The organism is Microcoleus sp. S28C3 (genome assembly GCF_036700785.1).
Lineage (GTDB): Bacteria > Cyanobacteriota > Cyanobacteriia > Cyanobacteriales > Microcoleaceae > Microcoleus > Microcoleus asticus.
This window is the reverse complement of the sequence record NZ_JAUBPO010000127.1, coordinates 1-16,131: the sequence shown is the minus strand read 5'-3', so window position 1 is coordinate 16,131 and position 16,131 is coordinate 1. Positions and strand designations below refer to the sequence as shown.

General features: G+C 43.7%; 9 protein-coding genes. 2 read left to right on the top strand and 7 right to left on the bottom strand.

Features of this window, described 5'->3' with window-relative positions:
* Positions 1-43: 43 nt before the first annotated feature.
* The 3 genes from QUA13_RS27790 to drmA form a co-directional block, all read right to left on the bottom strand.
* Complete coding sequence (locus QUA13_RS27790) at positions 44-502, bottom strand: hypothetical protein (protein WP_333203739.1); 459 nt, start codon at positions 500-502, stop codon at positions 44-46.
* A gap of 201 nt (positions 503-703) precedes the next feature.
* Positions 704-2,569, bottom strand: a complete 1,866-nt coding sequence (locus tag QUA13_RS27785) for a DUF1998 domain-containing protein (protein WP_333203737.1) — start codon at positions 2,567-2,569, stop codon at positions 704-706.
* Between the two features lie 108 nt (positions 2,570-2,677).
* Entirely contained in the window at positions 2,678-6,526 is a 3,849-nt protein-coding gene (gene drmA, locus QUA13_RS27780) for a DISARM system helicase DrmA (protein ID WP_333203735.1), read from the bottom strand.
* Positions 6,527-6,684: 158 nt separating this feature from the next.
* Between drmA and QUA13_RS27775 the strand changes: the two genes are divergently transcribed.
* On the top strand, positions 6,685-7,101 hold the full coding sequence (locus tag QUA13_RS27775; RefSeq protein WP_332968503.1) for an element excision factor XisH family protein: 417 nt from the start codon (positions 6,685-6,687) through the stop codon (positions 7,099-7,101).
* The gene (locus QUA13_RS27770) at positions 7,089-7,436 is read left to right on the top strand and encodes a XisI protein (protein WP_333203732.1); all 348 of its coding nucleotides are present in this window, start codon (positions 7,089-7,091) and stop codon (positions 7,434-7,436) included. The genes QUA13_RS27775 and QUA13_RS27770 overlap by 13 nt, the downstream gene beginning before the upstream one ends.
* A gap of 139 nt (positions 7,437-7,575) precedes the next feature.
* Here the strand turns inward: QUA13_RS27770 and QUA13_RS27765 are convergent, their stop codons facing one another.
* The 4 genes from QUA13_RS27765 to QUA13_RS27750 all read right to left on the bottom strand — a co-directional run bounded on the left by QUA13_RS27765 (position 7,576) and on the right by QUA13_RS27750 (position 16,059).
* The gene (locus QUA13_RS27765) at positions 7,576-11,655 is read right to left on the bottom strand and encodes an Eco57I restriction-modification methylase domain-containing protein (RefSeq protein ID WP_333203730.1); all 4,080 of its coding nucleotides are present in this window, start codon (positions 11,653-11,655) and stop codon (positions 7,576-7,578) included.
* Positions 11,656-11,678: 23 nt separating this feature from the next.
* On the bottom strand, positions 11,679-12,281 hold the full coding sequence (locus QUA13_RS27760) for a hypothetical protein (RefSeq protein ID WP_333203740.1): 603 nt from the start codon (positions 12,279-12,281) through the stop codon (positions 11,679-11,681).
* An 81-nt stretch (positions 12,282-12,362) separates the two neighbouring features.
* A complete protein-coding gene (gene drmD, locus QUA13_RS27755) occupies positions 12,363-15,515 on the bottom strand; it encodes a DISARM system SNF2-like helicase DrmD (RefSeq protein WP_333203728.1) in 3,153 nt (1,050 codons plus the stop codon).
* A gap of 304 nt (positions 15,516-15,819) precedes the next feature.
* Positions 15,820-16,059 (bottom strand): hypothetical protein, encoded by a 240-nt coding sequence (locus QUA13_RS27750; RefSeq protein ID WP_333203726.1) that lies wholly within the window; start codon positions 16,057-16,059, stop codon positions 15,820-15,822.
* Positions 16,060-16,131 lie beyond the last annotated feature (72 nt).

Here is a 16,131-nt window from a genome sequence, read left to right as displayed (position 1 = left end):
TGATTGCTGGTATTTATAATTATGAACTTTCTTTGAAGATAAATTAGCGATCGCCTGAGAATTTCGCAAGAGGTCTACTGAGAAGTCCGACAGGAATGGTCATGTCGCCGGGAGATATCACTTTGGCATCAAAGGATGTTTGAATGGCCAAGCTCATGTCGAAAACGCTGAGTTGGACTCGCTGCGTTTTTTTGCAAGCGACCAAGAGGACATTTCCTAACACGGGGTGGGTGGGTTTTGCTGGGACAGCTTTGCTGACAAGTTCGAGATGGTTGGCTAAATTGTCTTGCGTGCAGACAAGCTTAATTTCTGCTGGCAAAAGCTGGGGAGAATCGCCTGCGCTATTGGAGGAATTGCGATCGGATTTTTCTTCAACTTTTAGTTCATCTTCGACCAAAGGTTCGGTTTGTTCTAAGGGAACACTTGCCTTTGGTTTAATTTTGGAAAATCCGCTCTCTTTTTTTCGGCTTTTAGCTGTCGCGGTGTGGGATTTGGTTTGCATCTTTGTGCGTTAAAATAGCTGCTAAGCGGGGGCAGCGCTAGCTGCCCAGAGAATAGCTCGCATTAGCAGCTTATTAATTGACTTTAGATATAGCAATCAATCCTAAATCCTTTGTGAATTTCTTACTCCCTCCCCAAGGCATCGGGGAGGGCTGGGGTGGGGTAAAAAATTTACGACTCCTGCAAGGATTACTATATAAGATTATTGAAAGAAAGCTAATTCTGATAAATCAGCATTCATAGTAGGAATTAACAAAGTGCGATCGAGATATTTATTTCCTCGTTCGCAGGAGGTTTCAGGACTAAATAAACAAGCATGACAAGCCGCCCAATGCAAAGAAGTTGTATTTTGTAAGGGGCTATGTTCCGCACATAAAGGGTCAGAAGCACATAAACCAATTTGTTCTAAAGCTTGGTCGATATGACGGCCAAAAGTACCTGGTTCCCCTAAACTGACTAATCCTCCTAGCGTACCTTCGCTATCGGGTGCGGCTGTATAAATCAAGACACCAGCCATTGGGCCATTATCTTCATTCGGATCTTTTGAGTAAATGCGTTCCCGCAAACTAGCAGCATTGTAACCACATTCTATTACTAATTGTCGCATCAAAGCATGAGCGAAGGAATGAAGTAAAATATAACGAATACCGGGGAAATTAGTCTCAGGATCTAAGGAACGCGCCCTGCGCCAACGACGATGGGCTTCTAAGCTTTGTTGTTCGTAAGTTTTTAATCCAGGTGTACTGGATAACCATTTTTGTAGTTTTTCTTCTTGAAACTGCATAAAAATACCTTCGCCGCGCACTTCTGAAGCTGGCACCCATGTAGGTTCAGAACGACTCAAAGGAGCCCAGTATTCTTCGGGTAATTCTCCTGTTTCAGCATAGTCACCAGGAGATTCAATACGAGTAAAACCAACTAAAGCACGAACTTCTCGCAAGCGTTCTACTAAGACAACTTTTTCAAAATAAGCTTCGTAGCCATCAGGGGCGGCGACGGGTGTTAACCAAAAGTCAGCGCTATTCAAACTGGTATCGGCATTAGAAAAAACTTGCCATTCTGGGGTTTTGATATCTTTCACGTCGAGGCATTCGGTTTCACCTGTTTCTTGACGTTTTTGTAAAATTTCTTTCCAGATTTCGGCATCTGAATATTTAGCAAATTCTTTTAGTTGACCGATTTGGCGGAAAGCAGCTAAAATGTCAATTGTAATAGCTTTTTCTAACACAGCCCAATGTTTATTAACCAGTTGCCCCAGTTGATTAATAGTAGTGGGAATCGAGAGTACGGAAAGGGTGATAGGAAACCAGCTATTGGATGCACCGAGTAAGATACTTTTCATTTGTTTGGTACATCCATCTTCTGCAAAGTTGCGTAAATGGGGATGGCGGCCGCGACACTGAGGCATATTCATTTTACCAAGTTCGCCAAAGGCATCGGACAGCCGACGAGATTTACTGCAACCATCGCATTTTACTTCAATATCGGTGGCAGACCCAGAGATACCATATTCATAGAGACGCAGAGAACCTTTGCAATTACTGTTACCTCTATGAACGAAGTAGCGCCAGGGAAAATCATCTAAGTGTCCGTGTTGACAAGCTACTAAAAATCTCGCAGGGATGGCTGTTGGAGAAAAATTGCGGCAATTCCTATGAATGTAGCGATTTTGGTCGGGTCGATGGCGGTCGGTTTTTAACTCAAATAGCCCCGCTCTTAAAGGGGCGAGTAATCGACATTGGGGACAAACTACCCAGGTGGGGAAAGGTGAGACTGGAATTCCTACTTTGGCGCTTTCATCAAATAAGTTAGGGATAAGGTTGTTTGATTGAGATATAGGTGGCGTTAGCAGTTTTTTGACTTGAGTACCGATTTCTTTTTGCACTGCTGCTAGTAACCGGGCTTCTCCTAATTCTGAGGCGTGAGTGAGTTCCCAATCATCTAATCCCATTACCATAGTTGATAAGTTGGGTAAATCTACAATAGAACCAATGCCTGAAGAAAATAAAATTTGGCTGGGTCGGAGTTCGCCGACTTTGTTTTTAGAAGAGAATTGATTTGTTGTCATTGTATTAACTAATATATGGCGAACCTAAATGATTTGTGCAAATATCTAGCGGTTGTGCCGACGGCGCGCCCGCCCGTCGGCTGACAAGTGAATCGTGGGGGATTGCTTCTAAAAGTTTAAATCAATTGGGGTAGTTTCACTCATTGATTGTATTGGACGATCGTCATCATCGGGGATGCGATCGTCTAAAATTAATCCAATATTTGGTTCAACATTTCGCAAGGAATTTAAACAAGTAAATGATTGCCAATTGCTTTGTCCTGGTTGTTCTAATAATCCCATTGTCACCCCATCTTTTTTAGTCTGATATCCTAATACTTTTCCTCCCGTTGTATCCGCTTCTGCTAACCAATAGTCTAATTTAGCTTCTAATTCTTGTTTTACTAAATCGCGGGTCTTAGTATCTCCTACTGCCAAAGCCCGATCGCAAATCGCATTAATAGCAGCTTCCACATAAGGATGATGGCGAGAAATCCTACCGGCTTTATCATTCGCGTTTAATTCGCTACCTGCCAAACGCACTAAAGAAACGAATAAAGCAGCTAACCCTCGGTCAATGGCGCGGGGAGCAAAAGGAGTAATTGAGAGGGCTTCAACGTGCTGATAGAAGGTAGCATGATAATGTTCAAATTGCTCATAATGAGATAAATCTCTCGGTCGTGCCCAGTTATAAACAGTAAATACTAAACCGGGGAAACTTCGCCCTACCCGCGAGGTTGCTTGGATGTATTCAGCAGTGTTTTTGGGTTGACCTGTCACTACCATTACGCCTAAACGTTTTACGTCTACGCCAACAGAAATCATGTTAGTAGCTAGTAAAACATCTAACGGTTTACGATTGTTATTTTTGGTGGACTTCTCTGAGGAAAAAGGAGTTTCTAACCAATTTAATACGATGGGAATATCGGTAGAATTTTTGCGCGAGGTCAATTCTTCTACTTCGAGTCTCAGACGTTTTGCTAACCCTCTGCGGTCGGTTTTTGCTAAGCGAGATTGAATGTCATCATCCACTAAACGCCGAGTTCCTCCTAATTCCCGCATTGAATTAAAATAACCCACTAAGGTCATCCAAGGGTCAACCACATCGCCATAGTCTTCAAACAAATCTTGAGAGGCGGCCAATACTGCTGTATAAACGCGAATTAATGCTGCTTTTAATCGCCTTCCTGTGGCACAAATCCCCAAATATCGCCGACCGGGATAATCCTCTGAAGGCGGACGCTGACAGGAAAAGAAGTTATCTTCAATATCTAATCCTTGGGGGGGGAAAACTTGTACTTGGCGCAAAAATAGGTTATGTACTTGGTCGCGCGCCTGTCTAATCGTCGCAGTGGAAGCGATTACTTTGGGACGGACTATTTTACCGTTGACTTCCCAGGAGGCCAGTTGATCTACGGCGGTTTCATACAGTCCGACTAGGGTTCCCAAAGCGCCACTAATTAAGTGCAATTCATCTTGAATAATTAAATCTGGCGGCCTCAAGGCATTAGTCGAAATAGTTTTAGCAGTAGGGAGTCCGTATTTACTGGGGTGAGAGTCTGTGTCTTCGATTTCAGGAGAACGGAAACCGTGACGGCTGCAATATCCGTCTACTTGTCCGAATAGCATTTGTACAGCACCATTCCAGGGCATTTGGGCAAATTTGTCAACAGTTGCTATGACTAATGTTGGCAAGCGACGATAGATTTCTTCATCTACAACTACAATGGGTAAACCTTCGGTGGGAGATTGTTTTTGGGTAAATAAACATTTGCCTAAAGCATCACCGCAGTAAATTAAAGTGCGTCCTGATCCTTTGGCAAAGGATTCTACTTTAATATGTTGTTTGCCTGGGTTAATTTGAGAACCACACCAAGGACAGTTAGTTAATTGATGGGGGGAACCGCTGCTAGTGGGTTGGTATTGTCCGAGTTTTTGTTTGAGAAATTCATTGCTTTGTTCGGTTCGGTTTGGTGTGGTTTTCATCCCTACCCATAACCCAATTCTAAACGGTTCTTTTCCCCATTTATTTTCATCTTGGCGGCGGATTTCTTCGCAGGCACAAATTAAGGTTGTGGCGCGTTGAAATTGTTGTAATGTTAAGAGGCGGAGGGTGTAGCGCATGAGGACAGCAACGCCTGCTGCGCCGGAACGTCCGGCAATATCTCCTTGCAATCTTCTCAGTCCAATGGTGTAGGCTGTTAATCCTAGATAGGCTTCGGTTTTACCGCCGCCGGTGGGGAACCAAAGTAAATCTGCGATCGCATCTGTGGGATGACATCGATCGGGGTGGTCTAATTCGGTGATACTGGGAAGATTTAGCAGGATAAAAGCTAACTGAAACGGTCGCCAGGTGCGATTCTTGGGAATATCAATATTATCCCATTCGCTGGCTTCGCCGCGCCGTTTATTTTCTGCATAAATTGAGTGAATCCGCTGTTTCCACATGGCGACATTCATAAATTGGAACGCTTCAGCAGCCTGAGAATCTGTTTGTAATAACGTGATTCCTGCTTGAATCCGATCGCAAGTTATTTGACAATTTGCCAATGCCGATTTTGCCGCATCCTGATAATCCTCTAAATCAGCGGTGGAGTCGGCAATTTTCGCAGTTTGTTGGGTAATCCATTCACTATAAGCAATAGTTAAAGAACTTAAAGCAGTTGATAAATCGGGAATTTCTGCAAGTTCTTTCATATCTAAAATTAATCCCGCCAGTCCCGGTATTTCCTCAATAGTTGGCGGCGTAGTTTGGGGTATTTCGTAGGCGGGAACGACTTTAGTTTCAAGGCGGATAGCCCGATGCCTTTGGCTGGCTTCCCCATCGCACTTTCCGCCTAAAAGTTCCGCGTGTACGCCTGTCCCGTGTCCGACGGCAAATTCTATGCAGTTGCGGTACTGCATCGCCATTGCTTGTTCTTCGGCAAATAAGACGGGGTTGAGTTTACCGAGTTGGCGTTTCAGCCGCCGTTTAATGAAAATCTCGGGATATTTGGGGTCGGCAGACTCAACGCTTAATTCTGGTTGAAATAACCAAGCGCTATCGCGTCTAATTTCCGGTTCTTTTTGTCCATTAACTAAGAAGACAGTCACAATCCAATCTTGATGCTGTTGGCGAATTTGACCTTGAACAAATACTGCTTTTTCTGGATCGATTTGCCAAGGATTAATCGTACCTACTTTTAAGATAATATCCGGTGAGGTTCCTCGAATCGGGTAGCGCCGCCACAAGGTTTTTGCTTCGCCAGTCGAAGTTTTGGCGCTTTCGCTTTTCCCTTTTTCGTATTGTCCCCACCCTGCTTTTACTTTAATTGCTTTGGCATTTCCATCAACACAAAAAGTCATGCCAATTGCGGAGGGAAACATTTTCTCGGCAGGGAGAATGTTACTTTCGGTTGTGCCTTCTTCTAAAGTACCGCTACCGGAAATGGCTAATTCATCCATTTGTTCGGGCGTTTCTTCGAGTTCTTCGGGTACAATATGGCGATCGCTAGGTGCGATTAATCCGACGAGGTAGCGATCGCTAACTCGCATTTCGTCTATTTCTTCATACTCTTTCCCCGCAGGGCCGAGTAAATCATTTAATATTGCTTCTTCTAATTTTTTCCGAATTTGATAATAACTTGGGGGTGGTATAATAGAAGGATGATTGTTTTCACTATTTGGATGGTTATTGTTTTCACTATTTGGATAATTATTGTTTTCACTATTTAGATGGTTATTGTTTTCACTATTTAGATGGTTATTAAGAAACTCTCCAACTTTTCGAGCAATATTATCTGACATCGTAGAATTTTCTGAATCAATCACCTCACTATCAAGATCGCTAAAACCATTTAATAATATTGCCAAATCTTCTTCTTTGACAGAAACTACGCTACTCCAATCTAATTGAGTATTCCCATTTTTTAACTGTTCGTTAATCGCTGCGAGGTCTAAGTTGCCAGGTAGTATAGCAGGAAGTTGGATAATATTCATAACATTGCAATATTTTGTAATATTCATAAATTAGCAATTTAGCATTTTAGCATAATACCACATTTAAATACATAGGGTGCGTCACGGCTACGCTTAACGCACCATCTTTCACTAAATGTGATAGTTTTAAATTGCACCTTTATATCAAATCGTCTATTGTGGCTAAGGATCGTTTTCATCAAGTTGTTAAAACTGCTCTTACTAAGGATGGGTGGAATGTTACTCACGATCCACTTAAAATTAAAGTGGGTGGTGTAGATATGGAAATTGACTTGGGGGCAGAAAGATTACTGGCAGCAGAGCGAGGAAATGAGAAAATTGCGGTGGAAGTCAAAAGTTTTTTAGCTAGTGCATCGGCAATTTCTGAGTTTCATACAGCACTGGGGCAGTTTATTAACTATCGGGCTGCATTGCGTCGTGAAGAACCCGATCGCATTCTCTATTTAGCCATACCCGATTTAATCTATAACAGCTTCTTTCAACGTGATTTTCCAGCATCAATGCTGCAAGAAAATTCCGTAAAATTGATTATTTACGACATTGAACTGGAGCAAATTTCACAATGGAAAAACTAACGGATCAATTAACCAACTATCAGCAAATTGTACAGCAATTATTGATGGAGTACGCAGAAATTAAGCCAGCTTATGGTGATATTGAAGTTGAAACTATCTTTGATACACAGCGAAATCACTATCAAATTGTGCATCTGGGTTGGCAGCATAAACGCTGGGTACATGATTGTATAATACATCTTGATATTCGCAATGAGAAAATCTGGATTTTTTACAATTCAACAGAACATGATATTGCAGCAGATTTAGTCAATTTGGGTGTACCAAAACAAGATATTGTGTTAGGTTTTTATCCTCCTTTCATGCGGGAAATGAGTGATTATGCAGTGGGCTAAAAGTAGAATAAATTTCGTAGTAAGCACTAAAGTGCTAGAGGGACTAAAGTCCCTACTACGAACATTTTACGTTTGTAGTAAGCACTAAAGTGCTAAAGGGACTTCAGTCCCTACTACGAACGTTTGTTTCATCTGCTAATCAAAATAAGCTTAACTGTCCCTCAGATGACACCTGTTTTTTAGCAGTTTTTCCCCCACTTTTCCCCTTTTTCTTCCCTTTATCGTGCAACCCTTGGGCGACTTCTTCGTCGTAGCGTTCGTGATTTAGCAGCAAGAGTCTATCTAGCACTTCCCGCCGTGCGGTTTCGCTGATGGTGTAGCGCAATCCTTGTTTGGTTTGGTGGAAGTCATGCCCTAAGTCTATGTCTTGCCAACCGTAGGCGGCGGCAACGGCGTTATCCATTTCTACGTGCAATTCTCGCAGTTGTTGAATATCGGCGGCGGTTTCGTCCGGGTTGTGGAAGCGGTTGTAGGTTTTGGTTAATCCTTCTTGGCGAGAAAGCATGATGGATTGGCGGTGGGTGTAATATTTTTCGCCAATTTCTTCTAGGTTTGAGGTTGATGAGGGGAAGGGGAAGGTTTCAAAGCAATCTGATGCAGTATACTGCATATCATTTCGTAAGCTAGAGCTATACTCTCTTGCCCAAATTTCATGAATTGTTGACTGGATGAGCGCAAATGAGCAATTAGGGAAAAGGACTACCTTTTCGTTATATATCCAGCCTCTTGGTATATAAGCTATGGAGTGGATATTAGCAATTCTTGCTCTTGCTAATACCCTCTTCATATCTGCAATTACAGAATAAAGCTCGGGTCTTGTTCTGCTAAATTGCCACCATAATTGTTTAAGTTTGCGACTATCAGGAGTATTTTTTAAAGCTTCTCGCTCAGGTTTGACTTTTTGTTCTACAATTGCTAAACAGTCTGGATAATCACTTGCATAGGGTGGTCCTTTAGGCTCATTTGGATCATCATTTTCAGCATCCAAAGGCCAGCATTTAAAGTTAATGACCCATCTACTCGGAGATTGATCTGGAGAAAAATTTAAATCTTGACCACCTAAATAAGGAAATAAAACCTCTTCATTCCGAGAATCTTTTTGAATTAAATACTTAGCTTCTTCAGGTGTTAACAGAAAACCCATTCCATAAACGTCTGAACCTTTGAATGATTTATCTATGTTAGTTACTAATTTATAAGGCTTTCCTATTGTATTGCCAGGAATTGTTAAAAATGATGTGATTCCTAATGCGCTTTTTTCATCTAGTATAAACTTACCTTTCCAAATCCCTTTATAAAGCCATACTTTAACAACTTCTAAACTAGCATTTCCAGGCCATTTTTGGCTAGAAACAGCACGAATAATTATACATCTTTTTGAAACTAACTGATCTAAACCAACTTCACGACTATCTCCCTGAGTTAATGTATTCGTAGCTATTAGACCAAAACTAGCATTAATTTTAAGTATCTGTTCTCCTTTTAAAAAGAAGTAAGCACATAGATCAGCGGCACCTTTTTTCCCATCTGCTACTCTTTTTAAGAGAAATCCTCTGTACTCTGTACCCAATATACCCGTGATCTTCCATCCACCCATAAACGGTGGATTTCCAACAATCGCATCAAATCCACCCCGTCCCTCACCCAAAAACACCTCTGGAAACTCCAACTCCCAGTGAAACGGGCGCAACTTTTCCAAATCTGGCAGCACCTGACGCACCTTTTCAGAAACACTCGCCCCATCCCGAAACACCGTTAACAGCGTTTGCCTTAACCCCTCTCGTTCCGCCTCAGACAAATCGTTAAAATAACTAGCAACCAGCAAATCGCAGCCATCGCGCAAATCATTGGCAACAGCATTTGCCTTCGCCAACAAATAAGCCTTCTCGGTTTGGTCTTGCGCCGTCATCCCTGGTTTTGCTGCAATTTGCCGCCGCAACTCAATCACCTGTTCAACCTCCCGGCGAATCTTATCCGCAAACAAAGCAGGCGTACCAGTCGTGTCTAAATTCCAGTAGCGCAACTGTTCCAAATTCACCCCAACCAGCGAATCCCCCCACTTGAAGGCATGATCTAAAAACGTGAACGGACGCGCTTTTGCTAACGTAATCAACCACAGCGATAACTTCGCCATCTCCACCGCCAGAGAATTTTTATCTACTCCATAAAGACAGCGTTCCGCCACAATCCGCCGCGCCACCGTCAACCGTTCATCACTATCTTTAGGAATCGGACACTCATCAGGACGGAACTTAGATAAAGTCCCCTCCGGCGCAATCACTACTTTCCCCGGATTTTCCCGTTCCAACCCTTCCCACGCCTCCACCAAACGTTCCGCCAAATAGCGACAAGTCTGCACCAAAAACGCCCCACTCCCCATCGCCATATCGCAGACTTTGAGTTGCAGTAACTCCTTCGCTGACTTGAGTCGCCACTCTTCCTTCGGCTTCCCCTCTGCCACCCCTTCATAAACCAACGGTTCCAGGGTATATTGCACGATAGGTTCAGTTAAACTGCGCGGTGTATAATGCGTCCCCGTTTCCCGACGATTTGAACCTTGGGTGACGTAGACACTGCCCTCTGGAATCACCATTGGGTACTCCAGCGTGTCCAGGCGAATCAATCCGGCAAACGGCAAAACGCGCTGATACAATTCCCCATCATTATTGCAAGCCGCCCGCAACCGCTCCTGCACCCTTGGCAAAATCACCACTGAGAGAGCCTTACGCAGCGCCGCAGGGGACTTATTCGACTGCTCTTTGACAAATTTGACCAAATCCTCCTCGCCCTTGGCTTGCAGCCGTTCCAACTCCCAAAGCGCCACCTCAGGTTCCCGTTCCCGCGTCCCAATCAATCCTAAAACCGGAGACATTGCCCGGACTGCCGTATGGTCGAGCAAGCCTTCATAGACATGACCGATTTGCTCAATATCCAGCGCCCGAAACGAAAGCCGGCGCGGTTCCAGCGTCCCGCCCACTCTGATTTGCAAAATTTGCAACGCTTCCAACAAATGCAACACAATCCGATTGTTCACCGGGATAGGTTCAGCAGAAATCTCTTGCCAGCGAGTTCCCCGCACTCGCCCCTCCAAAAACGGGAATCTGTCCGGGTCGAACAAACTGCCGCCATAGGCCGGAATATCCAGTAAATCGTGGCAAATTCCCCCATGCACAGCGCGAAACGTCGCCAACAACCGACACCAGGCATCGCTGCGGCGTTCCAACACCTCCTCGCCAAACTTATCCGCATCGCTGCGCAACTTAGCGGAAATGGTAGAAACCGCATAATATTCGTGATAAAGCGCTTCTCCCCCCGCCGAAGGAATCAACTTCCGTTCCTCCGCTGAAAACAGAAACACCAGACGCATCATCACCGTCAGCGCCGCTTCGTAAAGCTGAGGTTCCGAAATATCTTGCAAGAGAGTGCGATTTCTATCTTGGTCGATGCGGTCTAATGCCTGTACCAGCACCTCTACCGCCCGCCGTACCTGATAACCCAATTGGTCAGTAACTTCTTGCTGGTCGCTAATACTTTGAGTTAGCAAAGTTTCCAGTATTTCCGAGTCATCCACCCCAAAAAACCGCCTCACCCCCAACAAACTGCGAAACGCCCGCAACGTCAAATGTTCTTCCAACCACAGCGTCCCGTACCAAGAAATAAAACCCGTGGTTTCACCTCTAGGCGCATTAACTAACATCCAATGTTCGCCATTAGTTACTAACCCCAACCGCACATTACCAGCGTGCAATAATTCCATCATCCGAGTCGCGGGACTTGCTTTCCAGCGCTGTCCTGCCAAAGGTTTCTCCAAATCCTGTTCCGGAGGTACAATCTGAACTAATAGCCGGGGTGTCCCTGCATTAGGTGTTTCTTGAGGATTAACAATTACCCAATCTGGCCGGAGAACTTCGCCCTGTTGTGCAACAGTGGTTTGCAACCCAGGCGGAATGCGCTGCCCTTCTAACAATACCTCCTCCGGCAATTCCAAAGTCTGCCGCAAAACAAATTCCACCCAAGCGCGATGAATCGCCTTTTCAGGACGCGCCCCCAGTTGATTATCCTGCCATTCTTCATAAGCTAACCGTAACAGCTTAAAATGTTCCGAGTCATGGGCATCTAACCCACTGGGAAACACTTTCAGCAATACCGGTAAACTTAAAAAAGGCCCGGAAGCTTCAACCAGAGATAACCATTCAGCGTGGTGACGTGCGGTAGACATGATGGGTAATGGGGAATAGGTTTTTATTGCTGTTGAATGGCGCTGACTAAGATACCTAAAATTTTCTTGATATCCTTAATATAATATTCGCTTAAATCGATCGAAATTACTTTATCCTGTAACTTGAAAAATTGCCAAATCGTGCCGATGGTGATGACTCCATAAATACTTTTAAGTTGATTTCCTTGTTGTTCGTTAAATAACTGTGCTGCTACCATTTCCGCAATACACTGCGCCAACCCCGATTTTAAGCTTTCATTGTTCGTCTCCACCAGCGTAATTACCGGGGCGCGAACAAATAACTGTTCTTTCGATGAACTAATGATAAAATCACAAATGCCATTTAAACCTTGTTGAACATCAACCGGAAAGTCTACCCCCGAAAACAAGCTAATTTGACCCTTAAATTTGCGCCTAATCTCTAACAAAACTAAACTAATAATCATTTCTGAACGGGCTTTTTCCGTATTAATCGCCACCGCCAAATCAACATTTTCACCTAGAATTGTCACCAGTAAATCGCTACATTCTGCTTCCGGTACATCCGCAAACATTCCCGACGCTTCATTTACCGTCAATCCAAACCGTTGACTTACTTCATTTAACTTAAAATCGCTGTACGCCATTTGTTTTATCTCCATTTGCACTAAAGTGCTTACTACGAACTTGTTTGTAGTAGGCACTTCAGTGCCTTTATTGATATTAATTTACCTCACAAGTTTCTGCGGAACTAAATATGTCACCGCCAAAGGAAACAATCGCGGCGTTGGATTAGCAAATCTCGCCCTAATCAGATCCGTTTCCTGTTCAATCTCGCGAGGAATTTGCTCAATCCTCAACTTTAAACTATTGACATTTCGCTCAAATTGTGCCTTTTCCTCCGTATTAAATAACTCCAATTGCTTAAACTCCGGTTCAACAAACTCTTTTTCAATACTAAGCTTTAACTCAGTTAAAATAGCCGTAATATCCGCCACCTCTTTATCAGCCCGGTTCTGCAAATCCCGCTGTAAACTAGCAGTTCTATCACTCATCCGCGCCTGCAAACTTTTCAGCAATTCATCGGCATAATTCGGCCAAAAATTTGCTAATTTTTGTTGAACGCTATCTGGCGCTGCGTCTGGTAAAACTGCATTTAACGCCCCTTGCAATTGCATCACTTTTAACCGGGTAAATTTCCCATCCTTCAACATTCCCCCCGCCGTAATCACCTCTTCATGTAACCGTTGTTGGTCGGTTCCTAAAATCACCAATCTACCATAAGCAACCACCGCCGGAGTTTCCAACCCCGAACTAGCAGAAACTAACCTCGCCGTCACGCGATGCAAGCATTTTCTTTCCTCCCCAGACCACACTTCAGCCCGCAACAAACGCAAACACATTTGTACTAACCGATGATTCAAATGTGCTAACACCACATTATCTTTACCCTGGGCTAATTCCGGGTCAAAAACAATCGGACGAATCGCCTTGGTATGGGGATGGGCTAACCCTTCGCTACACATCGCCCAACTGCTTTTTAGGGCTGGTAAATAAAAAGCTTTTCCATTTAAACCTGCTATCTGAGTTTCTATCAGTGGCGGTTGTTCTGCTAATTCTAACCCAATTTTTACTACTGATTCTATATTATCAGGAGTCAACCGTAAATTCTGGCGAGTTTCGTTTAATTGTTCCCGCAATTTATCAATCTGTTCTCTGACTTTGCGCTCAAACTTTAACATCCGTCGCACAGGTTCCGATTCCCGTTCAGATTTGCTAGTATCTAAAGTAGTCCGATATCCTAACATTGCTTCTTCTACTTGCTGGGCAATCACCATACCCACTTTACCCAAATCTTCTCTGATATTATTAACTTTTAATGCCGCCCGCATTAAAAATTCTAAATCACCTTCTAAATCACCGGGTTTAGTTCCCGTTACCGAATTTTGTTTATAATCTTTTCCGACAAAATGATAAACTAAAACCTCGTGAGCTTTTTGTCCGTGACGGTCAATTCTGCCATTCCGCTGTTCCATCCGATTCGGATTCCAAGGAATTTCATAATGAATCAACTTAGAACAATAATTCTGTAAATCTAACCCTTCCGAAGCTGCATCAGTTGCGAGTAAAATCCGCACAGGGGAAATATCAGGGTCGGTTTGGAAAGCTGCTTTGACTTTTTCCCTATCTTCCGAAACCATGCCGCCATAAAGAGTCATCAATCTGTCTCCTTCGATTAATCTTTCGGCTGCTAATAAATTATACAACCATTTTTGAGTGGCGCGATATTCGGTGAAAATAATAACCCGTTCTTTCGACCATTTCCCATTAGGTTTGATCTGAGTATGAATCCAATTCAATAACTCTTGAGCTTTGGCATCCGGTCGTTTGGCAGCATCTTCTGCCCAGTCTCGCATTTCTTGTAATAATTGTTGTTCTGCTGGCGAAAGTGGGCGAAACAATCTGCTAGTATTAGTAATTGCTTCATCGGTTGCTTCTTCGTAAACCGCATCATCGGCAAATTCTTCTTCAACTTGCTCTAATTGACGGCGTAAAATTCCCTCAGTTGGTCGTGATAAAGTGGTAGCAGTCCGACGACGGGCAGAAGTTAAAGATTTTTCGTGCTGGGCTAAGGTAATCGCAAAAGCTTCTGGTGAAGAAAACAAGCGTTTCTTTAACAGTTTTAAAACAAATTCAGTGGCATACTTTTCTGTATTATCTGCCACACCTTTACCGCGTAATTCGGTGTAATGTTTTAAAGCTGCGTGCGCCCTCCGTTCTCCGGCGGGATAATCTACTAAAATAGGGGCTAAATTCCTTACTGGAAATAAAGGCGAACCATCCCAGTTTTGCATCTCCTGTTTTAGTCGCCGCACCATGACAACTTGCAGTTGGTTTTTGTCAGGAGAAACACCCCTAGCAAATCTTTGGGAGTCTAACAATTCTAATAAGGCGGTGAAACTTTCGGGATAACCGTTATGGGGAGTTGCGGTTAAAAATAATTTGTGTTCAAAATGAGGAACTAATAATCTAATTGTAGTGGTTCGGAGCGAGTCAACTGCATATTTTCCGCCGCCGGATGGTGCGACGTTGTGCGCTTCATCGACAATCAGCAAGTCAAAACGGCGGGGATAGAGGGGTTCGCCTTCGGCGGGGAGGAGTTCGCGAAAAAGACGCAGGGGGCGATCGCGCTTGATAAAATCGATCGAGGTAATCAATCTGGGAAAATGCTGCCAAGGATTAACATGAATCCCGCGAGAACGCCGTAACTCCTTCATCAAGTTACTATCCACAATCCGAAAATCTAAACCAAATTTATCCCGCATTTGGTCGCGCCATTGAATTTGTAGCGCTGAAGGGCAGATAATCAAAATGCGACGGCAACGATGGCGAATTGTCAACTCCTGCGCGACTAATCCCGCCTCAATGGTTTTCCCTAATCCTACATCATCAGCAATTAGTAAGTTAACACGGGGCATTTGAATGGCACGCACAACGGGGTCAAGTTGATAATCTTCAATATCAATACCGCTGCGAAAGGGAGATTGTATAGTACGAATATCAGCAGTTGAAGCGCCCCCCCAGCGTACCGCATCCAAAAAAGCGTCTAATTTAGCGGGTTCATCAAAACCTGTAGGTGGCGGTAGTTCCATCCGTTCGCGAATAAAAGCCCCCGGTTCTAATTCCCAAATTACCTGTAATTCTTCTCCCAAAGCATCATCTTCCACAGAGGAAAGCATTACCAGGTTTTGCAACTGCTGTAACCCTGGTAGCATGGGATTAACAGGTATGGCCGTTGGACGTATGTCGGTGACGACGTATTGGCGCGATCGCACTTTGACTAACTGACCCAGTTCTGGAATTGCTCTAGTTAAACTCATACCATCCTCTGGGAAATTTTGACACTACTTCCGTCTGTGTGGCACTGTTTTAAGTTGGTGCAACTTTTTTGGTGAGATAAAGAGTGCGATCGCAACCTAACAATTTTCTCAGCTTTTAGTCCCGTATTGGTATTGTACTCCATTCTCTTGTTATATAATTATTGTCATCCCCCTTGAGTATGATTAAAAAAGTAGCACATTTCAAGGGCGATCGCGCTTGCGCTGACTCGATGGCGGAGGCGTAGCCAGCCACAGGCATCGCCCTTAAACTCTAAAAGTGCCATTCACCAAATATAAAATGGGTTCACTTAGTAACAAACACCCGGTGTTTCGCACGACTACAACTCACGTACATAAGCTGATTGTGCGCTCGAATACTGTCGCGGTATTCTTTGACAAATTGAGCTTTTTGATTAGGCAAAATTTGAGCGAGATACAGCAATTTAGTAGCGACTTTCCTGCCGATATCACTGCTATCAATTCCCACCTCCGTGAAAGTAGAGCCTTGAGAATTGTGTACAGTAATTGCCCAACAATTTCTCATACAGCGGTTCCCGCTGTAATTTGGTACAATAAATAATCACAAAATATCATTTTGTATTCAAAACTAATGAAA